Here is a 19545-nt window from a genome sequence, read left to right on the forward strand (position 1 = left end):
GGGGGAAGGCGGAGCGCGGTTCAGTCGATGAAGCCGAGCGTCTCCTCGATGCGGCCGAGCTCCGGTCCGGTCGTGTCGTCACCGACGACGTACCCTTCGTCGGTGGCGAGGAGGCCGGAGCCGACGAGCGGCGCGCCGTAGTTGATGGTGCCGAGGTCGGCGCGGACGTCGAGCGCCTCCTCGACCGCTTGAAGCTCCGACTCCGTCGACTGTGGATGACACAGCACGCCCGTGTCGTTGGCGACCGCCGCGGTTCCGACCGTCCGGACGTCCCCGAGATCGCCCCGGGTCACGGGAACGTCGAGCGCGTCTTTGATCGTCCGGATCGATTCGCGCGAGAGGTCCGGGTGGACGTACGCGCCGTAGTCGTTCGCGAGGACGACGTTCCCGGCGGCGTTGATCTCGCCCGGGAGTTCGCGCACCGGGACGCCGGCGGCGTCCGCGATCCGCTCCTTCTCGCGCTCGGTCGCGCGCGAGGAGACGAGGATCCCGTTCTCGTTGCCCGTCGCGAGGGATCCGACCGTGTTGGACCTCCCGACCGTCGTCAGCAGCGGCTCCGCACCGAGTTCCGCCCCGAGGTCCTCGGCGAGCGCCTCGTCGACGTCCGGTCGGATCAACAGGAGGTCGTCGACGGCGCGGGCGAACACGCCCACGTACGACGAGCCGGTGAAGGTCGCCCGTAACACGTTACTCGGCGTGCTCGGCCTCGACGACCGGTTCGCCGTCCTCGACGAACCGAGCCGCGCGGACCCGCACCGTGCTGGGCGGGTTCTGGCGCCCGTTCGCCCAGACGGCCTCGTTGACGGAGCCGTCGATGATCACGTCGCCCTCGTCGACGGAGAAGTGCTTCGCGAGGTGCTGCCGCGTGATCTTCATCGCGTAGTCGGCGCGCTGCTGGACGGGCTTCTCCTTGGCGTCGCGGAGCGGGACGGTGACGACGCGCTCCTCGAAGTCGTTCGTCGACATTTACTCGTCCAGGTCGTTCCGGCGCCAGTTGCGCCGCTTGGGGTTTCGCGTCACGTTCATGTCCGTCTTCATCATGACCCACGCGGGGACGCGGGTGTTCTGGCGCTCCGCCTTCGCCAGACGCTTCTTTTGAGCCTTCGACTTGTCTCCCATAGTGGCGCACACTTTCCGCGGGGCGCATAAAACCCCTTCCATACGGGTCGCGCGAGGCGCCCGTGAGTCCCCGCTCCGTCCGGGGCCTCCCCCTCGCGGCCACTACAGTTCCCGTTCGGCGACCCCCATGTAGATCCGACGACAGCGGTCGAGGGCTTCCAGGCTCGCGCTCTCAGTGTCGGTGTGTGCCTCGCCCGGCTCGGAGGCCCCGCAGACGAGACAGTCGGTCCCCGCCCCCGCGAGCCAGCCGGCGTCGGTCGCGTGCGGCTTGGTGACGTGTTCGGGCGCGTCGAAGCCCGACTCATCGTGGACTGCGCGGGCGACGTCGAGGGCGGCGTCCGCGAACGCCGCGTCGCCGCAGGCCATCGGCGGGAGGTCCTGATCGACGACGAGCTCGACCCCGGCCGTCGCGTCGGCGACGCCAGCCAGATCGGCTCGGTCGCCCGGAACGGTACGCTCGTCGACGGTCGCCTCGCAGCGCTCCGGGATCACGTTCCACGTCTCGCCGCCGTCGACGATCGTGACCGCCAGCGACCCCGACACGTCGTTCCCGAGGACCGTCGCCTCCGGGGCGTCGAGCCCGCGGACCGCGTCGATCGCGTCGCAGGCGCGGTAGATCGCGTTCTCGCCCGCCTCCGGCTCCGAGGCGTGGGCCGCCTCCCCGTGCGCGACGAGCCGCGACCCGCGGCGGCCGCGGTGGGCGACGGCGACGTCCGTCACGCCCGGCTTCGAGTAGTTCGTCGACCCCTCGGCGACGACCGCGCGTTCCGGGGCGAACCCCGCGTCGATCGCGTGGCGAGCCCCGTCGCCGCCGACCTCCTCGCCGACGAAGGAGGCGAAGATCAGCTCCCTGCCCTCCGGCGGCGTCGCGTCCCGGAACGCGAGCATCGCGGCCGCGACCGACCCCTTCATGTCGGCCGTGCCGCGGCCGTAGATCCGACCGTCGCGCCGCTCGATGACGTACTCGCCCTCCGTCCCCTCGCCGGCCGTCTGTTCGGGCGCGGGCGGGACGACGTCGTGGTGGCCGACGAGCGCGAGCGAGTCGGCATCGGGGTCGTCGGTCGCGCCCCTGACCGCGAGCACGTTGCCGGCGTCGTCGCGCTCGACGGTCGCGTCCGTCTCCGCGCGCAGCCACTCCTCGATCGCGTCGCCCGCTGCCGTCTCGTCCTCGTGCGATGGGATCGAGACGAGCCGCTCGGTGAGGTCCGCGAGTTCGTCCATGGACTCAGTGACGGCCGTCGCCGCATAAGCGCGTCCCTCACGTCGGGCGCGGCGAGCGCGGGCCCCGGAGCGGGCCGGCGCTCAGGTCGTGAACAGCTCCGTGTCGTCGGGCACCGCGAACAGCCCGAGCCGGACCCCGGCGTCGAGCCAGCCGTAGCCGTACGAGTAGGAGGCGAGCGCGTTCACCGGGTCGCCGTCGTCGCGGAAGTGGCGGCCGTCGTCGAGGTACGACTCCGCCATCTCGGTCACGTCCGCCGCGGCCTCGCCCAGCGGCGTGTCCGCCGGCGGGCGCGGCTCCGCGACGGCCAGCGCGTCCGCGAGCATCCGCTCGTAGCGGTCCGTCTTCTCCTCAAGATCGGCGGGCATGTCAGAGCGTTCCGTCGGGCGGACAAAAGCGGTCGGGTATTTTTGCGCTCGCGACCCGTTACACTGGACTGATGAAGTCCCGCCCTCCCGCAGGAGGCCGATCGGCCCTCGCCCTCGTGGTCGCGACGAACCTCCTCCCGCTCGCCGGCGTCGTCGGGTTCGGCTGGCGCGTCGGTGAACTGCTCGCGGTGTATTGGATAGAGGTCGCCGCCCTCGTGATCGCCCACGCCGCCGCCGCGATGTTCGCCGAGCGACCGATCCGGCTCGAAGGCCGCTCGTTCTACATCACCGGCTACGACGAGGACGCCGAGCGAGACGAGGTGTGGGAGACCGACGCGGAGCCGGTTCACCTCGTCTCGTGGCTCCCGCCGATCTACCGGCGGAACTTCCGCGTCGTCCGCCGGTCGCTCGGGGTGTTCGCGTTCATGATGTTTCCGCTCTTGGCGGTCGGCTGGGAGGCGCTCTCGTACCTCACGCCCACGGTCGGAGTGGCGACGCTCGGCGTCTGCGGCGCGCAGGTCGGGGAGGTGCGTCGGGAGTTCTTCGCCGAGCGCGCCTACGAGGACCAGTCGCCGTACATGGTGGTCGAGGCCGCCCAGCGCGTCGTCTTCTTCTACTTCGTCGTCGCGATACTGACGGTCGTTTCGGTGACATTCGGAATCGCCGTGATCGATGTGGTACTGGCTCCCGAGCTGCTCGACGGCGTCGCCGACGCGGTCCTCCTCGTTCCGTACCTCCTCCCGATCGCGCTCGGGAAGGCGACCGTCGAATGGAGCCGGCGGCGCGCCTTCCAGGAGGACGACCCGGACGGGATCGCGACGTGGTTTACCGGCGAGGACGCCAGGCGCGACTGGAAGAAGGACGAAGAGTCCGTCGGAGACGGCTGACGACGCGGGGCGCGGTCGCGTCGGCGATGGGAGGGAAGCGAACGCGGCGAGGAGACAGGACGCGGCCGGCGTCGGGGTGCCGAAAGCGCAACGCCGATACGCTCGGCCGCGAAACGGCGGGGCATGTACGAGGCCGTTCACGCCTATCCCGACGGGGAGGCAACCGTCGCGCGCCACGCCGCCACCGCGGCCCGGCACGGGTACGACGGGATCGTGGTGCGGACGCGCGACGCGCTGACGGCGGCCGGGGACGGCGGTCCGAGCGCTGCGGACCGCGGCGAGAGCCCGGCTCGCGACCCGGAGGCGCTCCGCGAGGAGTACGGGATCGACGTCGTCGACGCGGTCGAGATCGACGCCGACGATCCGACGAGCGCCTCGGGCGCGGTCGGAAACTACCGGTCCGACCGAACCGTGGTCTGCGTGGTCGGCGGCGACGACGCGCTGAACCGGTTCGCGGTCGAGCAGGCCCGCGTCGACGTCCTCGTCCGGCCGATGGCGGGCGGCGGCGACTTCAACCACGTCCTCGCGAAGGCGGCACGGGACAACGGCGTCCGGGTCGAGTTCGACTTCGGCCCCGCGCTCCACGAGACCGGCGGGAAGCGGGTTCGGGCGCTCGCCGACCTCCGGAAGCTCCGAGAGATCGTCGCCCACTACGACGCGCCGTACGTCGTGAGCGCGAACGCGCGGTCGCACCTCGGACTCCGCGCGCCCCGCGAGTTGGTCGCGGTCGGCGAGGCGATCGGCTTCGACGCCGAGGCCGTCCGCGCGGGGCTCCGGGCGTGGGGCGACCTCGTCGAGCGTAACCGGGAGCGGCGCTCCGAGGGCTTCATAGAGCCGGGGGTCCGACGTGGCAGGTATGAAGAAGACGGTCGCTGAACACGCCGAACGGTTCTCCGAGAAGGCCGCGTCGTACGACGACTCGAAGAGCGACGAGTACCAGGCCTGCGCGAGCCTCGTGATCGACCACGCGTCGCCGGGGGCGGACGACGTGGTCCTCGATCTGGGAGCCGGGACCGGGGCCATCGCGCTGGCGCTCGCCGAGGACGCCGAGCGCGTCCTCGCCCGCGACATCAGCGAGGGGATGATGGACGAGGGGCGGCGGAAGGCGGCCGACCGCGGCCTCGAAAACGTCGAGTTCGCGTACGGCGAGTTCCGCGACCCCGGGATCGACGCCGACCGACCGGTCGACGTGGTCACCTCGAACTTCGCGCTCCACCACCTCGCGGACGACGAGAAGCGCGAGGCGATCCGCGTGATGAGCGAGACGGGCGCTCGGCGGATCGTCCTCGGCGACGTCGCCTTCTTCGAGGAGCCGGACCCCGAGACTCCGTTCTACAGCCCCGAGGTCGACGACCCCGCGACGGTCGGCACGCTGGTCGAGGCGTTCACCGACGAGGGGTTCGCGGTGACGGTCGTCGAGCGCATTCACGACCAGGTCGCGGTGATCGTCGCGGAGCGCGTCCGCGAACTCCCGGCGTGATCTCGCCGTGAAGCACCTCCCCAAACACCTCCGGCCGCGGTGGCGGTACCTCGCCGTCGGGATCGAGACGTGGCCCGACACCGAGGTCGGGCGGCGCGCGTTCCAGCGCGCGCTGTGGTACAGCGCCGGCAACCTCCTCGGGGACGCCGGCAGCGCCGACGCGGACCTCACGCTTCTGTCGTTCGCGCACGCCGACGGGACCGGGGAGGCGGTCGTCCGGGTCAGACACGGCCACGTCGACGAGGCGCGCGCGGCGGTGGCCTGCGTGAGCGAGGTCGACGGCGAGCCGGTCGGAATCCGCGTGCGGGGGATTTCGGGGACGGTACGTGCCTGTGAGGAAAGATATATGGGTCGCGCGACCGCCAGTTCGACACAGCGAGACGTCGCGTTCGAGGGGTCCGAGCGGCCCGCGGTCGTGCGCGGAGACGCGTGCGACGTGGAGACCGAGTCGGACCGCGTCGGCGCGACGACGTTCGACACCGAGTGATATCATGCAGGGCCAATCCCAACAGCAGGCGTACGACCGCGGCATCACAATCTTCTCTCCGGACGGCCGACTCTACCAGGTCGAGTACGCCCGGGAGGCGGTGAAACGAGGGACGGCGAGCGTCGGGATCCGCGCCGAGGACGGCGTCGTCCTCGCGGCCGACAAGCGCGCCCGCTCCCCGCTGATGGAGCCGGAGAGCATCGAGAAGCTCCACAAGGCCGACGACCACGTCGGCGTCGCGAGCGCGGGCCACGTCGCCGACGCGCGCCAGCTCATCGACTTCGCTCGCCGGCAGGCGCAGGTGAACCGCCTCCGCTACGGCGAGCCCGTCGGCATCGAGACGCTCACGAAGAACATCACCGACCACATCCAGCAGTACACGCAGGTCGGCGGCGCGCGCCCGTTCGGCGTCGCGCTCATCGTCGGCGGCATCGAGAACGGCGAGCCGCGCCTGTTCGAGACGGACCCGTCGGGCACGCCGTACGAGTGGCAGGCGCTCTCGATCGGCTCCGACCGCAGCGACCTCCGCGACTACCTGGAGACGGAGTACGAGGAGGGCATCTCGACGGACGAGGCGGTCGGGCTCGCGCTCGACACCCTCGCGCAGTCGAACGACGGCGAGCTGTCCCCGGACGGCGTCGGCGTCGCGACGATCACCGTCGACGACCCTGAGTACGCCGAGCGGCCGGTCGACGAGATCGAGTCGATCCTCGACGAGCGCGACCTGCTCGCGACCGACGAGGACGAGGCCGACGACGAGGAGTAGCGCGGGCCAGCGCGGCACCGAAGCGACTACTTTTGCGGCCGCGAACGCCGACACATGAGCGACGACGCGGTCGATGTTCCCGACGCCGACCGGGGACTCGGCGAGTCACCGCTTTCGGACGGGTACGAGCTCCGCGAGACGACCCCCTCCGTCGAGGCGTTCCGCCGGCTCCGGCGGGAGGCGGGCATGACAGACCGGTCCCGGGAGGCCGTCGAGCGCGGGCTCCCGAACACGACGTTCGGCGTCCACGTCGTCGAGACGGCGTTCGGGTCGACGGTCGGAATGGCGCGGCTCGTCGGCGACGGCGGGTCGGTGTTCCGCCTCTCGGACACGGCGGTCGCGCCGCCGCATCAGGGCCGGGGGATCGGGACGGCGATGGTCGGCGCGCTCGTCGCGTGGCTCCGCGCGAACGCCCCCGACGGCGCGTACGTCAACCGCTTCGCGGACGTCGACGGATTCTACGAGCGGTGGGGGTTCGAGCGGACCGCGCCGGCGTCGAAGGCGATGGGGATCCGGACCGAGGAGCTGTAACCGACCGGGACGCGGCGGGCCGGCCGCGCCCGCGTCGGGAGAGTTATGCCGTCGGAGACAGACCGGAAACGCGTGCAGAAGACGGCACTCATCACCGGCTGTTCCTCGGGCATCGGTCGCGCCGCGGCGCACGCGTTCCTCGACGAGGGATGGACCGTGTACGCCACCGCGCGGAACCCGGCGGACATCGAAGCGCTCGGCGAGGCGGGCTGCGAGCTCGCCACGCTCGACGTCACCGATCAGGACGACATCGACCGCGTGGTCGAGCGGATCTTAGACGAGGAGGGCGCGATCGACGCCCTGATCAACAACGCCGGCTACGGCCAGTTCGGCCCGGTCGAGGACGTGACCACGGAGCGGGTCCACGAGCAGTTCGACGTGAACGTGTACGGGCCGCACCGACTGATCCGGGCGGTCCTCCCGTCGATGCGCCGCGAGCGCGACGGGACCATCGTTAACGTCTCCTCCGTCGCGGGGCGGGTGTCGATCCCCGGCGGCGGCGTGTACAGCGGGTCGAAGTTCGCCCTAGAGGCGATGTCGGACGCGCTCCGCAACGAGATCGACGACCTCGGCATCGACGTGGTCGTCGTCGAGCCGGGGCCCGTGCGGACGAACTTCTCGAAGCGCGCGGAGTCGGAAGCCGACCCCGAGGAGCGCGAGGGGATCGAGCGGACCGAGGCGTACGACGAGTTCTACGCGATGTTCGAGGACGCGCAGCTGATCGGCGGCGACGGCCCCGGCTCGGTCGAGCCGGAACTCGTCGCGAACGCCATCTACGACGCCGCGAGCGCGACGCAGCCGCCCGCGCGGGTCCAGCCGGGCACCGTCGCGAGCGTCGGCGTCCTCGCGCGGTTCCTCCCCGACGCCCTGATCGACAAGGCCTACGGGTTCATTCGGAGCTTCACCTCGTAGCGCGGGCGCGCTCCGGTCGAGCGGCGGCGACGGGTCACCCGTCCGCGTCGACCGCGAACGGGCTCTCCCCTTCCCGCCAGTTCCAGCCGGGGAGCCGCGTCTGGAACCCCGCCGCGAGCGCGGCGTCGAGGTCGTCGGCGCCGGCCGTTCCGGCGCCGGCCCCGTCCGCCTCGGCCGCCGCGTCGCGGTCCACGTGCGTGTCCGCGACGTGGAACGTCGCCTGCGCGAGCAGCGAGAGGGGACGGCCGCCGGCGATCGTCGCCGCCAGCTCGCGCCCGAGGACCTCGTCGACGACGAAGCCCGGGTAGTCGCCCGCCACGTCGAGGTCGCGGAGGAGCCCGACGCAGGCCGCGACGTTGACCGCGACCGCGCCGTCGGCGAAGACGGCGTCGACCTCGCGGCGGTAGGCGTCTGGCGCCACCTCGTCCACCGTCGTCTCGAACCGTCGACCGAGGCGGTCGCGGGTGTCGTTGAGGACCGGGACGACGACGTCGGCGCGGTCGCGGACCCAGGCGTGTTCGTCGCGGACCGTCTGCGGCGTGACGCGCATGGGCGGCGTTCGGCCGCCCGGGGCTTGCCCTTTGCGAAGGCTTTTATAACGGCGGGGCAGTAGCCTGAGACAAGCGGGTTTTCGCTGGCTGTTCCCGCACGGAACACTACGGACAGTACTTCCACTATGCCTACCCGTCACGGTCGACCGATCGGCGGCGTGTCGCGGCGCGACCCGCGGCGCGATTCGACGACGGCGGCCCCGACGACCCGCAGTGAGATATGAGTCAAGTCGACAAGCAACTCGATACGTTGAAATCAGAGATCGAACAGGAGATTCCGAACGACATCACGGTCACCGACGTGAAATACGAGGGACCGGAGCTGGTCGTGTACACGCGCGACCCCAAGCGGTTCGCCGGCGACGGCGACCTGATCCGACGGCTGGCCTCGAAGCTCCGAAAGCGGATCACGGTCCGCCCGGACCCGAGCGCCCTCTCGCCGCCGGCGCGGGCAGAAGACGAGGTCCGGGACGTGATCCCGGAAGAGGCCGGCGTGACAGACCTCGACTTCCACGAGGACACCGGCGAGGTCGTCATCGAGGCCGAGAAGCCCGGCATGGTGATCGGCCGCCGGGGCTCGACGCTCCGCGAGATCACCCAGGAGGTCGGGTGGACCCCAGAGGTCGTTCGGACGCCGCCGATAGAGTCCTCGACCGTCTCGAACGTCCGCGGCTTCCTGAAGAACGAGCGCGAGGAGCGCCGCGACATCCTCGAACGGGTCGGCCGGCAGATCCACCGCGAGGAGATGTCCGACGACGAGTGGGTCCGGATCACGACGCTCGGCTGCTGCCGCGAGGTCGGCCGGGCGGCATTCATCCTTTCGACGCCCGAGACCCGGATCCTCATCGATTGCGGCGACAAGCCCGGCGCGGAGGGCGAGGTGCCGTACCTCCAAGTGCCCGAGGCGCTCGGCGCGGGCGCGGCGACCCTCGACGCGGTCATCCTGACCCACGCCCACCTCGACCACTCCGCGCTGGTCCCGCTCCTGTTCAAGTACGGCTACGACGGCCCCATCTACACGACGGAGCCGACCCGCGACCTGATGGGGCTGCTCACGCTCGATTACCTCGACGTCGCCGCGAAGGACGGGCGGACGCCGCCGTACGAGTCCGCACAGGTCCGCGACGCGATCAAACACACCATCCCGCTGGAGTACGGCGACGTGACGGATGTCGCCCCGGACGTGAAGCTCACGTTCCACAACGCGGGCCACATCCTCGGCAGCGCGGTCACCCACTTCCACATCGGCGACGGCCTCTACAACGTCGCGTTCTCGGGCGACATCCACTACGAGGATACCCGCCTGTTCAACGGCGCGGTCAACGATTTCCCACGCGTGGAGACGCTCGTGCTTGAGTCCACCTACGGCGGCCGCAACGACTACCAGACCGACCAGGAGGACTCCGAGGAGGCGCTCAAGGAGGTCATCAACGAGACGTACGAGCAGGGCGGGAAGGTCGTCATCCCCGCCTTCGCGGTCGGGCGCTCACAGGAGATCATGCTCGTCTTAGAGGAGGCGATGCGCGAGGGTGAGATCCCCGAGATGCCCGTCCACCTCGACGGGATGATCTGGGAGGCAACCGCGATCCACACCACCTACCCCGAGTACCTCCGCGACGACCTCCGAGACCGCATCTTCCACGAGGACGAGAACCCGTTCCTCGCCGACCAGTTCAACCACATCGACGCCGGTGAGGAGGAGCGGCAGGAGGTCGCCGACGGGGACGAGTGTATCGTCATCTCCACCTCGGGGATGATCGAGGGCGGGCCCATCATGTCGTGGCTCCGCCACATCGGCCCCGACCCGGACTCGAACCTCGTCTTCGTCGGCTACCAGGCGCAGGGAACGCTCGGGCGCCGGATCCAGAACGGCTGGGACGAGATCCCGGTCGACGGCTGGGGCGGCGGGAGCCGCGGCGACACGCTCACGCTGGAGATGGGCACCGAGGTCGTCGACGGCTTCTCCGGCCACGCCGACCGGCAGGGGTTAGAGAACTTCGTGAAGACGATGAACCCCCGCCCGGAGAAGGTGCTGTGCGTCCACGGCGACGAGAGTTCCGTCCAGGACCTCTCCTCGTCGCTGTACCACGACTACAACATGCGGACGTTCGCGCCGAAGAACCTGGAGACGTTCCGGTTCAAGTAGGCGCGCGGCGAGGGGCGTGAGCGTCTTCGGGGACAGCCGGAGGGCGGAGGCGCTCCGCCTCCCGCGTATGGGGGTAGTTCCGGGCGACATCGACGCGGCGCCGGGACTCGGCGGTCTCGTCCACCTGCTGTTGATCGCGTGGGTGTGCGTGGCGATCGCGGGCGCGATGCCGCAGTTCGCCCCGGTGTGGTCGGGGACGAGGCTCGCGGACGGAGCGCCGGTCCCGGCGGTCGCCGGCGCGTAGCCGGTGACGCTCAGTCGCTCCGGCGCGAGGCGGACGGCCCGCGGCGGGGACGGCCGCGACGGCGACAGGTCGGGCGACGAGGCCAGCGCTTAAGCGACGCCCCCGCGACTCCCCTGTATGCGCCTCGCGCTCATCGCTCACGACGAGCTGAAAGACGAGATGGTCGCGTTCGTCGAGTCGCACACCGACGCCCTCGGCGAGTGCGAACTGGTGACCACCGGGACGACCGGAAAGCGGATCGCGGAGGCCACGGGCCTCTCCGTGAACCGGCAGGCCTCCGGTCCCTTCGGCGGCGACCTCCAGATCGGCGGGATGATAGCGGGCGACCAGATCGACGGGGTCGTCTTCCTCCGCGACCCGCTGACCGCGCAGGCGCACGAGCCGGACATCTCGGCGCTGCTGCGGGTCTGCGACGTGAAGGACGTACCGCTGGCGACGAACGTCGCGTCCGCGGAGATGCTCGTCGACGGGCTGCTCGGCGGCGATTCTCTCGACTGATACCGCCGACCGCGGAGATTTAACCCGGCCGAACCAAGGGTCGACAGATGACTCGCCCCGCAGGAACCCGCGTCCGCGCCCTCACGTTCGCGTTGCTGCTCCTCCTCGCGACCGTCGGCGCCGGCGCGGCCGCGGGCCAGCCCGCGGTGTCGGAGCACGCCGCAGGGTCGGAAACGGTCGTTCGCTTGGCGGCGGCGGGCGCCCACGCGTCGGTCGCGGGGGCCGCGGGCGGTCCGGGGACCATCGGCGCCGAAGCAAACGCGAGCGGGAGTCGGGTCGGCCCGATCACGCGGTGTTTCGCCGGAACGGGGTACCCGATCGCGATCGGCGGCGACGAGGGGAGCGCGACGATGGAGACGGTGATCCACCTCTCCGTACTCACCGACCCCGCCGCGGGCAACGAGTTCGGCGTCGAGACCGCCGGGCGACTCGGCGGCGAACCGATCGTGACGCTCGCCGCGGGCGTGCGACTGACCGCGCGGCAGGCGATCGCTGAGGGAGACCCGTTCGCGGCGTTCGACGTGCTGTACACCTACGAGCTACGGTTCCCGATGTTCACCGGGTCGGTGGGCGACGCCGACTACGAGGACGACGGATCGCCGATCGGTTCGAGCGCCGGCGCGGTCGACTGCTGACGGGTCCCTACCGCTCGACCGCGTCGTCGTCCGGGGGACGAACCCCGCGGACGAGCGACAACACCTCCCGTCGGGTCGCCTCGAAGTCGTCACCGCTCGGGTACGCGCCGCCCGCCAACAGGTACTCTCCGGCCTCCCACACCGCGAGCAGCGCCTCCACCGAGACGCGTTCGCCGTCGACCTCGCAGTGCCCGTGGGACACGGTGAGCGTCGCGCGCGACGCGTCCGGATCGTCGACGTCGATGCGTCGCTCGTCGTGCCGCGCGAGGTCGGTGATGTCCCGCTCGGCGAGGCGGTCGCGGAACCCCTCGCGGGCCCGCGACTCGACGAGCCGCGTGAGCGCCGGGTTCGGTCCGGTCTCCGGCGAGACGCGGAGTCGACTCGCGAAGAAGAACGGCCGCGGCGGCGGGGTCTCGCGCTCGTAGCGCGCCGTGCCCGCGGTGACCGAGACCGGTCCCGCCTCGAAGGGGCGCTCCGTCGTCTCCGCGACGAGCGTCCAGCCGTCGAGGCGGTCGCGGGGGACGACCGGTGGCTCCATGGACTCGTATCTCTCCGGACGGGAATAAAACGGACGGGCAGCGGGAGGCGGTCAGAGGGTCGAAGAGCCGGTCAGTGGTCGTCTTCGCGCCACTTGTGTTCGCACTCGGTACAGACGAAAAAGCGGGTCTCAGACTCGTCGGCCGCGCGGATCTGCTGCATGTACCAGTACGCCTGATCGTTGTCGCACTCGGGACACTGCGCGGTCGTCGTCGGGAGCCCCTTGTCCTCGGCGTCGCTCACGTCGACGATCTCGGACTCGACCTGCGACTGGGTCGTCCACTCGTCGTCGCCGTCCTCGCGCCCGATCTCGTACCCGCAGGAGTCACACACCCAGTGGTCCTCGCCCGCGCCGGATTTCATCATGGATCCGCACTCGTCGCAGAACTTCATGCCCGAACCTACCGCGGATCGTATATAAACGGCGGGATCGCAGACGGACGCCGGGTGGAGGCGTTGGCGAGCGCCGGGGAGAGTCGCGGGCGGACGCCGACCGGGCCGCCGGCGTCTCCCCCGTCATTCCACGTCGACGTGTTCGGCGAGCGCGAAGCGGACGCGCTCCTCCTCGGGCCCCTTCGTCTCTCGACCGGTGACGACGACCTCGCCGATGTCGGACGTGTTCGCGACGTGCGTCCCCGCGCAGGCGGTGCGGTCATACGGCTCGTCGCCCTCGTCCGCGCCAGCTATCTCGACGATCCGGAGCTCCTCGATCGAGTCGGGGAGGAGGTCGATCCGCGTCCGGTCGGTGTCGAGCGTCGCCTCCGCGGTCTCGCGGTCCATCGTGTAGCTCGACACCGGTCGCGCGTCGGCGACGAGCTCGTTGAGCCGCGCCTCGATCCGGTCGAGGTCGTCGTCGGTGAACCGCTCGTAGGCCGCGTCGAGACGCGCCCGGTCGGCGTACAGCTGGTTCCCGGTCGTCTGCGCGTCGAACTCGTCGAGCAGCAGCGCCGACAGCAGGTGCTGTGCGGTGTGGTACCGCGAGTGCGCCACGCGGCGGTCGGCGTCGATCTCGCAGGTTACGTCGGTTCCCGGCTCCGGGAGCGCGGGTGCCTCGTCCGAACTACCAGCGTCTCCGGTCGGTTCGACCTCGTGGTGGACCGTGTCCGCCATCTCGGTGTCGACGACGCGCCATGGAGCGTCCCCGTCGCCGTCGGTCGCCCGGATCGTCCCGGTGTCGTGCGGTTGCCCGCCGCCGGTCGGGTAGAAGTGGGTCCGGTCGAGGACGATCCGGGCCGGGTCCGAGAGGACGCGCTCGACGGTCGCCTCGAACGTCGTCACCGCGTCGTCCGCGAGGTAGAGTCGCTCGGTCACGGATACAGGAAAGGTCGCCGCCGAAATATATCCACGGCTCGCCGTGGCCGCTTCGGAACGCACCGGCCGGAAAGCCATCCCGCGGCGGCAGAGTTGGGCACCCTCATGTCTCTGAGCGGCCGTGTTGAATCGCCAGACAGCAGCGGGGTGAGCCGCTAAATAAAGGGGGGGTTGAAATGGGAGAGTCCAGTTCGACCTTCACAGGGTACTGGGGCCTGATCCACACCAGTAGTTATCATACGCAATACTTTGACCGAAAGCTTATCAATTTCAGATTGACGACGTTTTCATAACATCCTGCCGGGGCACTTGATGCTGCTTCGTCGAGAATACCCATGACACCGCCCACCACACCTCGAAGACGGGAACGAGGGCAGTCGACCCTCATCGGGTTCGTCCTGTTGATCGGGATGATTGTCGTAGCAGCGTCGGTAACTCTCTACTTCGGAACGGCCATGATGGGCGATCTCAGGGGCGAAATTCAGGGGCAAGACGCGGAACAGACGATGCGGGAGATTGACTCCCGGCTGAGTGAGGTCGCGTTCAGCGACAACCTCGAACACACGCTCGCTTTCGACCCCAGCGAGGGGCAATCGGTACGCGTCGCCGACAACGCGGAGATGGTAATCGAACTCGACGGCGGCCCGAGCTGTACCCCGTTCGTGATTCCGATGGGATCGCTTCACTACGAGAGCGACGGTTACTCGACCGTCACCTATCAGGGCGGTGGGATCTGGAAAGGGACGCCGAGCGGCAACGAGATGATCTCACCCCCCGATATGGAGTACAAGGACGGAACGCTGACGTTTCCGTCTGTGAATATCAACGGCAGCGCCGGCGGACAGGTGGAGACGCTCCAGGCAACCAAGAACCTCGAATACTCTCGTGAACGGTCTCGCGAGTACTCTCAACTGATGGCGAACTGTTCGAACGCGTCGCAAATGACCGTTACCGTCGAGAGCCGCTACGCCGACGTGTGGGGCGAATACCTCGAAAGTGAAGTCTCGACGAATTCGACGTACGACCTCGACAACGCCGATCCCGACGACGACTCGGTGACGGTAACGATCTCCGAAGGCGTGGACTTCGGCGTCGGGGGGAATGAAAGCGAAATCAGCGTCTCGGAGAACGCGACTGTCTCGACGACGGTCCTGGGAACGGAGGTGTCCAGTCAGACACCCATCTGGTGGGGCGGTATGCGAAAATACTGGGCCCCGGTTACGATGGGAGTCGTAACCGACGACGAACAGATGCGGCCGTGGCCCGACGGACCGTACGATCCCGGTGACCCCGTCACCGCCGAACAGAACCTCAACGACCGAGAGACCCAGCTCTCCGAGTGGACTCACGAGTTCGAAGTCGAGGCGGGAGCGACAGTGTCGATCCGAGCGACGCAGTGGTCGTGTGCCGATTACGACTACGCTGGGGCGGACACGTACGACGGAACGACGTGGTATCACTACAACTGCGACGATCTCGGCTCGGTGAACCTCCGCACGGACGCGTCGGCGGGTGAGAACCCGGAGAACGTCAGAGTGCTCAAGAACGGCGACGAGATGGCGGTGATAGAGACGAGGTACCGGCAACGCAACGCCGAAGAAGTTCTCGGCCCACTGCTCAACGAGACGGGACACCTACAGCTAGAGGACAACCAAGTGGTGTTCCTCTTCGAGATCACTGACCCGGACGCCACGTGGGAGAGCGCGAAAGACGATATCGGCGATCCCAATTACAACGACGCGATCGCACTCTTGGAGATAGAGGACCAGGAGGGCAAGGAGGTCGCCGGCGGGTTCGAGATCAGACTGACGACGAACGAGGTCATCATCGAGACCGCCGACAAGTGAGTGAATCGCTCAGCCGATCGAAATCGAACCGCTCGTCTCGGACTTGACCGGGCCCTGCCGTCACGGGCCTGTTAAGGCAAGAGCCCCACCGTCACCTTGGTCGTCCGAACGAATACGGTATCGGCCTCGCACGTGTAGCCCGCCGCCGTCTGGTTCCATCCCTCGCGTTCGGCGAACCACCCTTCCCAAGCTTTCTCGTGGCGTGACTCCTCGACCTGGATCGTTACGTTTTGGGCCACGTCGGCCTCGTTGACGACGGTCCCGTTTTCCCGCCTCGGATAGTATATTCCGGAATCCTGCTTCGCGACCGTGACCAGTACCGATCCGTCCACACTCGTCGATGTGACGTTACCGCGCGGATCGATCTCGACCAACGAGATGATCGCCTCCCCGTCTCGACACGTCACGGTCGGTGGGCGTGACACGAATCCGTAGCCGTCGTTCGTCCGTAGGACCGCCCCGTTCTCGTAGCTTATCTCGGTCTCGTCTTTCGTGTACGAGAGTGACCCGGTTCGGACGGTCTCCGCGAACGTCCCGTTATCGAGTCCAACAGACACGGTGAACCTCGCGGTACGGTCCAGCGATAGCGTGCCTCCCGAGAGTCGGAACTCGCCCGCCCGTGTCGGGGCGTTTCCCCGCTCGATGTCGTGAAAGTTCTCCGCGAGCACCGACATCGCGCGCTCGGTGTTGTGTATCTGTTCCTCCTGTTGTTGTTCGGTGATAGCGGCGAATCCGCCGGTGTACACGGCGCTGACAGCGAGTAGGATGAGTGAAAACGAGAGGACGAATCCGACCATATCGCTTACGGCGCGCTCGTTCGCAGTCATGGCTACACACGCTCCACGCGGACCGCGGTCCCGTTGTGAACGAGTCTGATCTCCCCTCCGAAGGCGGTCGACTCGACGGTGTCGATGTCGTCGCGGACGGGGATCACGACCGGGGCTTCGATCGCCCGCGATTCGAGCACGAGGCAGGCGTCCGACCGACAGTCTCCGTAATTCGATGTCAGTCGCACTCGGTAGCGCGAGTTCACGACCCGCTCGGGATGTGACGTCTCGACGGTCATCGTCGAGTTCGTCGGGTCGGCGACGCGGTCCAGTGCCGTGAGTTCGGTCCCGATCCGTTCTCCGATCGTCGTGAGTTCGCCCTCTACCGCCCGCTCACGCTGCGTCTCGACCGCGCCGCCCGCAGTGATGATAAGCCCGGCGATCAGCACGGAGGTAATCCCCATCGTGAGAACGTGTGTCAACGCGACCGAAACTCCCCGCCGGTCGCCGCGAAGCCGGTCTGTTACACCGATGCCTTTCATTCCGAATCACCACCGATCCGAACCGTTATCTGCGACTCCGCAGACACTTTGTCGCTCACGTATTCGACATCGACGACGGCAGTCGACAGCTCGCGGCTCACGTACGGCTGACCGTCACCCGGGTCGGTGTGGAAGTTCCCGGAATCGACGTCGCTGGCCTCGTCGACGAGGAGATGATACGCACCGTCGGACCGGTGACCGTTTTCAACGCGAAGGTCGTACGGGGCGTTCAGTCCTGGAGCGAACGCGAAGCGCTGGGTCCCGTTGATCGCTCCACCAGTGACGTTCACCCGAGTCGCGTTCCCCGAGACCGACTCACTGACCGTGGTTCCGTTGTCGTACGTGACGTCGACGCTGACGGTATTCGACGGGCCTTGGCTAACGTTGAGGCGCCAATCGCCGCCGTCTTCACCCCTGGCGATGAACGTCGTCGGCGTCGGGCTCCGCGGTTCTATGACGAGCTCGAACGGGGTGGATTCGTTGAACGTCGCGTCCTCCACGAGGGTCCAGTGGCTTTGGTTCGCCCGCGAGAGGACGGCTCGTGAGCGGTTGCGCTGCCGAAGAACCTCCCTTTCGAGTTCGGACGCGCTCTCGTTCAACGTCACATCAAGATACGCCGGCCGCCGGTCGACGATCTGCTCCGCCTTCCGATCGCTGTAAACGGTCAACGTCGCGTTCAACTCGTGGATGTCGACGTAGCCGTCTCGTTGTTCAAGCCGGTCGGTGAGGCGGTCGACATCCGTTCGAACGACTTCCAACTGTCGCTCTACTTCGTTCATCTCCCCGAGAGAATTTCCGGGATTGGTGTTTTGGGTGTAGATTGTAGAGTTCAGCACGACGACGAGTGCCAATAGGCTCGCTGCCATCACGACCGCCCCCACGAGCATCAGTTGACCGCGGTCGTCGAGTTTCGGGATCACCAGACGATCACCCGAACTTCGACCACGTTTACCAAGGTCGGGTCGTCGAGGTCCTCGGCGTAGAACTTCGAGACGTTCCCCCCGAGGGTACCGCCGGGACTGTGTGTCAACTCCATCCCGTCGTGAAGCGCTATCGAACGGGTCGCGGTGACCGCGTTTCGACCGGGAGTTCCTTGGACGAACAGCGGCTCCGTCTCCGTCGTCTTCCCCTGCGTCTGATAATCCAGATAGACGTTGTACCGATAGAACCGGGAAGTGAACGTCTCTTCGAGGAGAAGGCACAGCGTGAGTGGCTCGTCCGCTATCGTGTCGGGGCAGTCATCGCCGGGCTGGTACGCGGTCGGCCACCCCGATTGTCCGTCTTGGGAGTCCCAGTACAGTGCGGCTTCACGAAGCGCGTCCCGCTCGTGAGCGGTCGCGAGAACGTCGTCCGTCTGCGTCCCCAACTGTGCCATTGTGTCGCGATCGATCGTTCCGGCCGTTGTGGGGGTAATTACCACCGCAGTCGTCGCTAACAGTAGCGCCGTGAGGATCACGACTGCGGAAATAACGCCTTCGAGAGTGTACGCTTGCCCGCGATCCGCGTCGGACGGCGGTCGCCGTTTCGGCGGACCGGCTACCATAGTCGCACCTCGATACGACAGGTGGCCGTACAGGTGTGGTTCCCTACGTAGCCCGACTCCGGGACGACGACGCGTGTCGCAGCGGCCGTGGACTCGCCCTGATACGGTGGACCGACTGTATGTTGGACCGTCCCGTTTCCGTCGACGAGCGTCACGTTCACCTCACTCTGTTCGGCCGTCGGTATTCCGTCTAAGTTAGACTCGTTCGCGAAAAACGAGTCAGTGCCAGCGCCGTCGAGCACGTTCTTCGAGTCTGGTTGAGTGATCTCCGCGAGGACTTCGGCGGCGTACCTATCGGCCTGTGCGGTCTGTGAAGCGTCAACAGGCGCCGTAAACGGTGTGAAGAGAGTCGGGATGAATCCCACGACGAACGCAGTCGTGAGGAGAAATATCGACACCCCGATGACGTAGTCTTGGAGCGTCTGGCCGCGACGATCCGACGTGAGTCGCTTCGATTTGCGAGGTGGGGTCACTTCGAGTTACCTTACGATCGTTACGGAGGGTGTGTGCGTTCCGCGGGATGGTCGCTGGTGTTATACATCCGATTTCGGTCGGACAGAGGACCGACCTCGGAGAGAGTGGCTCTGTACGAGATAGGACATTAGCTAGTATTCGGACGGAGTCGATATATAAAAACCGCGTTTAAATTATTAATTCTAGTAAATTACAGACAACGCCCTCGGGGCGATCTCACATCTGCGAGAAGTTTGTGGAGACCCGAGTAGAGGATGCATTTCCCGTTGTGACCGTCCCATCGGTAAATGTCGGTACCCCGTCGGGAGGCGTGTTAAATTGCCATACAGCAGCGAGGTAGAGCACTAACTCAGAGGGGCTGAAGCGCGAGACTCTTGTCACTTACCACCCAAATTTCCCGCTTCATCGAGGAGGTTGTGTCGGTTGTTCGAAGAGTTCCCGGCGATAGAGGCGAATCTACCCCCCTCCCCTCCCCAGGATGGTGGCGGTCAATTCGTTGACTACGTACTTGCTTTCCTCCGTCGCTCTTCAGTAGACTGGCGGAACCAGGAGTATTAGTGCCTCTGGCCTGGCAAAGACGGGTATGTGTGAAGACCGTCCTGCCTTCGGCCAGAGGCTAGCGGAACTTGCGGAACTTGGGGTAATAGAATTTCGGCCCGAGCCGCTCGACGCCATCGTCGA

General features: G+C 67.7%; 26 protein-coding genes. 12 read left to right on the forward strand and 14 right to left on the reverse strand.

Features of this window, described 5'->3' with window-relative positions:
- Window positions 1-20: 20 nt before the first annotated feature.
- The 5 genes from B9G49_RS11675 to B9G49_RS11695 form a co-directional block, all read right to left on the reverse strand.
- Complete coding sequence (locus B9G49_RS11675) at window positions 21-686, reverse strand: translation initiation factor IF-6 (protein WP_049929508.1); 666 nt, start codon at window positions 684-686, stop codon at window positions 21-23.
- Window position 687: 1 nt separating this feature from the next.
- Complete coding sequence (locus B9G49_RS11680) at window positions 688-966, reverse strand: 50S ribosomal protein L31e (protein WP_049929507.1); 279 nt, start codon at window positions 964-966, stop codon at window positions 688-690.
- On the reverse strand, window positions 967-1119 hold the full coding sequence (locus B9G49_RS11685) for a 50S ribosomal protein L39e (protein WP_004050128.1): 153 nt from the start codon (window positions 1117-1119) through the stop codon (window positions 967-969). It abuts the gene before it with no gap.
- A gap of 102 nt (window positions 1120-1221) precedes the next feature.
- Window positions 1222-2340: a M20 family metallopeptidase gene (locus B9G49_RS11690; protein WP_086216484.1), complete on the reverse strand. Its 1119-nt coding sequence runs from the start codon at window positions 2338-2340 to the stop codon at window positions 1222-1224.
- Between the two features lie 81 nt (window positions 2341-2421).
- Complete coding sequence (locus B9G49_RS11695) at window positions 2422-2706, reverse strand: DUF357 domain-containing protein (protein WP_086216485.1); 285 nt, start codon at window positions 2704-2706, stop codon at window positions 2422-2424.
- Window positions 2707-2777: 71 nt separating this feature from the next.
- Here B9G49_RS11695 and B9G49_RS11700 point away from each other — a divergent pair, with 71 nt between their 5' ends.
- The 7 genes from B9G49_RS11700 to B9G49_RS11730 all read left to right on the forward strand — a co-directional run bounded on the left by B9G49_RS11700 (window position 2778) and on the right by B9G49_RS11730 (window position 7769).
- The gene (locus B9G49_RS11700; protein ID WP_086216486.1) at window positions 2778-3593 is read left to right on the forward strand and encodes a DUF6498-containing protein; all 816 of its coding nucleotides are present in this window, start codon (window positions 2778-2780) and stop codon (window positions 3591-3593) included.
- Between the two features lie 123 nt (window positions 3594-3716).
- Window positions 3717-4469 (forward strand): RNase P subunit p30 family protein, encoded by a 753-nt coding sequence (locus B9G49_RS11705; protein ID WP_086216487.1) that lies wholly within the window; start codon window positions 3717-3719, stop codon window positions 4467-4469.
- Window positions 4450-5073 (forward strand): class I SAM-dependent methyltransferase, encoded by a 624-nt coding sequence (locus B9G49_RS11710; protein WP_086216488.1) that lies wholly within the window; start codon window positions 4450-4452, stop codon window positions 5071-5073. The genes B9G49_RS11705 and B9G49_RS11710 overlap by 20 nt, the downstream gene beginning before the upstream one ends.
- A 7-nt stretch (window positions 5074-5080) precedes the next feature.
- The gene (locus B9G49_RS11715) at window positions 5081-5560 is read left to right on the forward strand and encodes an Rpp14/Pop5 family protein (RefSeq protein ID WP_086216489.1); all 480 of its coding nucleotides are present in this window, start codon (window positions 5081-5083) and stop codon (window positions 5558-5560) included.
- A gap of 4 nt (window positions 5561-5564) precedes the next feature.
- Complete coding sequence (gene psmA, locus B9G49_RS11720; RefSeq protein WP_049929499.1) at window positions 5565-6326, forward strand: archaeal proteasome endopeptidase complex subunit alpha; 762 nt, start codon at window positions 5565-5567, stop codon at window positions 6324-6326.
- A 54-nt stretch (window positions 6327-6380) separates the two neighbouring features.
- Entirely contained in the window at window positions 6381-6857 is a 477-nt protein-coding gene (locus B9G49_RS11725; protein WP_086216490.1) for a GNAT family N-acetyltransferase, read from the forward strand.
- Between the two features lie 45 nt (window positions 6858-6902).
- A complete protein-coding gene (locus B9G49_RS11730) occupies window positions 6903-7769 on the forward strand; it encodes an SDR family oxidoreductase (RefSeq protein WP_086216491.1) in 867 nt (288 codons plus the stop codon).
- 34 nt (window positions 7770-7803) lie between these two features.
- Here the strand turns inward: B9G49_RS11730 and B9G49_RS11735 are convergent, their stop codons facing one another.
- On the reverse strand, window positions 7804-8319 hold the full coding sequence (locus B9G49_RS11735; protein WP_086216492.1) for a hypothetical protein: 516 nt from the start codon (window positions 8317-8319) through the stop codon (window positions 7804-7806).
- Window positions 8320-8540: 221 nt separating this feature from the next.
- On the opposite strand from B9G49_RS11735, the gene B9G49_RS11740 reads away from it, so the two are divergent.
- The 4 genes from B9G49_RS11740 to B9G49_RS11755 all read left to right on the forward strand — a co-directional run bounded on the left by B9G49_RS11740 (window position 8541) and on the right by B9G49_RS11755 (window position 11843).
- Window positions 8541-10466, forward strand: coding sequence for a beta-CASP ribonuclease aCPSF1 (locus B9G49_RS11740; protein ID WP_049929494.1), 1926 nt, complete (start codon window positions 8541-8543; stop codon window positions 10464-10466).
- A gap of 67 nt (window positions 10467-10533) precedes the next feature.
- Entirely contained in the window at window positions 10534-10710 is a 177-nt protein-coding gene (locus tag B9G49_RS16575; RefSeq protein ID WP_158093615.1) for a hypothetical protein, read from the forward strand.
- Window positions 10711-10827: 117 nt separating this feature from the next.
- Window positions 10828-11208, forward strand: coding sequence for a methylglyoxal synthase (locus B9G49_RS11750; protein ID WP_049929493.1), 381 nt, complete (start codon window positions 10828-10830; stop codon window positions 11206-11208).
- A 47-nt stretch (window positions 11209-11255) separates the two neighbouring features.
- Entirely contained in the window at window positions 11256-11843 is a 588-nt protein-coding gene (locus tag B9G49_RS11755) for a hypothetical protein (protein WP_086216493.1), read from the forward strand.
- A 7-nt stretch (window positions 11844-11850) separates the two neighbouring features.
- Here the strand turns inward: B9G49_RS11755 and B9G49_RS11760 are convergent, their stop codons facing one another.
- From B9G49_RS11760 to B9G49_RS11770, 3 genes are all read right to left on the reverse strand, one after another.
- Window positions 11851-12381 carry a hypothetical protein gene (locus tag B9G49_RS11760; RefSeq protein WP_086216494.1) on the reverse strand — a complete coding sequence of 177 codons (531 nt, stop codon included), beginning with the start codon at window positions 12379-12381 and terminating at the stop codon, window positions 11851-11853.
- A 71-nt stretch (window positions 12382-12452) separates the two neighbouring features.
- A complete protein-coding gene (locus tag B9G49_RS11765; protein ID WP_049929490.1) occupies window positions 12453-12773 on the reverse strand; it encodes a transcription factor S in 321 nt (106 codons plus the stop codon).
- A 123-nt stretch (window positions 12774-12896) separates the two neighbouring features.
- Complete coding sequence (locus B9G49_RS11770; protein ID WP_086216495.1) at window positions 12897-13691, reverse strand: alanyl-tRNA editing protein; 795 nt, start codon at window positions 13689-13691, stop codon at window positions 12897-12899.
- A 335-nt stretch (window positions 13692-14026) separates the two neighbouring features.
- Between B9G49_RS11770 and B9G49_RS11775 the strand changes: the two genes are divergently transcribed.
- Window positions 14027-15538, forward strand: a complete 1512-nt coding sequence (locus B9G49_RS11775; RefSeq protein ID WP_143414698.1) for a hypothetical protein — start codon at window positions 14027-14029, stop codon at window positions 15536-15538.
- Between the two features lie 71 nt (window positions 15539-15609).
- Here B9G49_RS11775 and B9G49_RS11780 read toward each other — a convergent pair whose 3' ends face one another.
- From B9G49_RS11780 to B9G49_RS16295, 5 genes are all read right to left on the reverse strand, one after another.
- On the reverse strand, window positions 15610-16365 hold the full coding sequence (locus tag B9G49_RS11780; protein ID WP_129452384.1) for a hypothetical protein: 756 nt from the start codon (window positions 16363-16365) through the stop codon (window positions 15610-15612).
- 2 nt (window positions 16366-16367) lie between these two features.
- The gene (locus tag B9G49_RS11785; protein WP_198943834.1) at window positions 16368-16787 is read right to left on the reverse strand and encodes a hypothetical protein; all 420 of its coding nucleotides are present in this window, start codon (window positions 16785-16787) and stop codon (window positions 16368-16370) included.
- A 56-nt stretch (window positions 16788-16843) separates the two neighbouring features.
- Window positions 16844-17767: a hypothetical protein gene (locus B9G49_RS11790; protein ID WP_086216498.1), complete on the reverse strand. Its 924-nt coding sequence runs from the start codon at window positions 17765-17767 to the stop codon at window positions 16844-16846.
- The gene (locus tag B9G49_RS11795) at window positions 17764-18303 is read right to left on the reverse strand and encodes a hypothetical protein (protein WP_049929483.1); all 540 of its coding nucleotides are present in this window, start codon (window positions 18301-18303) and stop codon (window positions 17764-17766) included. Before B9G49_RS11795 ends, B9G49_RS11790 begins: the two co-directional genes overlap by 4 nt.
- Window positions 18304-18383: 80 nt before the next feature.
- Complete coding sequence (locus B9G49_RS16295) at window positions 18384-18863, reverse strand: hypothetical protein (RefSeq protein WP_141213559.1); 480 nt, start codon at window positions 18861-18863, stop codon at window positions 18384-18386.
- Window positions 18864-19545: the final 682 nt, after the last annotated feature.

Origin of the sequence: Halorubrum sp. SD683, from assembly GCF_002135045.1 — an archaeon.
Classification (GTDB): domain Archaea; phylum Halobacteriota; class Halobacteria; order Halobacteriales; family Haloferacaceae; genus Halorubrum; species Halorubrum ezzemoulense.

Coding starts and splice junctions, on each gene's coding strand:
- B9G49_RS11695 (WP_086216485.1), bottom strand. CDS start 2,706: ATGCCCGCCGATCTTGAGGAGAAGACGGACCGCTACGAGCGGATGCTC.
- B9G49_RS11775 (WP_143414698.1), top strand. CDS start 14,027: ATGACACCGCCCACCACACCTCGAAGACGGGAACGAGGGCAGTCGACC.
- B9G49_RS11730 (WP_086216491.1), top strand. CDS start 6,903: ATGCCGTCGGAGACAGACCGGAAACGCGTGCAGAAGACGGCACTCATC.
- psmA (WP_049929499.1), top strand. CDS start 5,565: ATGCAGGGCCAATCCCAACAGCAGGCGTACGACCGCGGCATCACAATC.
- B9G49_RS11700 (WP_086216486.1), top strand. CDS start 2,778: ATGAAGTCCCGCCCTCCCGCAGGAGGCCGATCGGCCCTCGCCCTCGTG.
- B9G49_RS11710 (WP_086216488.1), top strand. CDS start 4,450: ATGAAGAAGACGGTCGCTGAACACGCCGAACGGTTCTCCGAGAAGGCC.
- B9G49_RS11725 (WP_086216490.1), top strand. CDS start 6,381: ATGAGCGACGACGCGGTCGATGTTCCCGACGCCGACCGGGGACTCGGC.
- B9G49_RS11765 (WP_049929490.1), bottom strand. CDS start 12,773: ATGAAGTTCTGCGACGAGTGCGGATCCATGATGAAATCCGGCGCGGGC.
- B9G49_RS11780 (WP_129452384.1), bottom strand. CDS start 16,365: ATGACTGCGAACGAGCGCGCCGTAAGCGATATGGTCGGATTCGTCCTC.
- B9G49_RS11750 (WP_049929493.1), top strand. CDS start 10,828: ATGCGCCTCGCGCTCATCGCTCACGACGAGCTGAAAGACGAGATGGTC.
- B9G49_RS11735 (WP_086216492.1), bottom strand. CDS start 8,319: ATGCGCGTCACGCCGCAGACGGTCCGCGACGAACACGCCTGGGTCCGC.
- B9G49_RS11705 (WP_086216487.1), top strand. CDS start 3,717: ATGTACGAGGCCGTTCACGCCTATCCCGACGGGGAGGCAACCGTCGCG.
- B9G49_RS11685 (WP_004050128.1), bottom strand. CDS start 1,119: ATGGGAGACAAGTCGAAGGCTCAAAAGAAGCGTCTGGCGAAGGCGGAG.
- B9G49_RS11755 (WP_086216493.1), top strand. CDS start 11,256: ATGACTCGCCCCGCAGGAACCCGCGTCCGCGCCCTCACGTTCGCGTTG.
- B9G49_RS11690 (WP_086216484.1), bottom strand. CDS start 2,340: ATGGACGAACTCGCGGACCTCACCGAGCGGCTCGTCTCGATCCCATCG.
- B9G49_RS16575 (WP_158093615.1), top strand. CDS start 10,534: ATGGGGGTAGTTCCGGGCGACATCGACGCGGCGCCGGGACTCGGCGGT.
- B9G49_RS11760 (WP_086216494.1), bottom strand. CDS start 12,381: ATGGAGCCACCGGTCGTCCCCCGCGACCGCCTCGACGGCTGGACGCTC.
- B9G49_RS11740 (WP_049929494.1), top strand. CDS start 8,541: ATGAGTCAAGTCGACAAGCAACTCGATACGTTGAAATCAGAGATCGAA.
- B9G49_RS11680 (WP_049929507.1), bottom strand. CDS start 966: ATGTCGACGAACGACTTCGAGGAGCGCGTCGTCACCGTCCCGCTCCGC.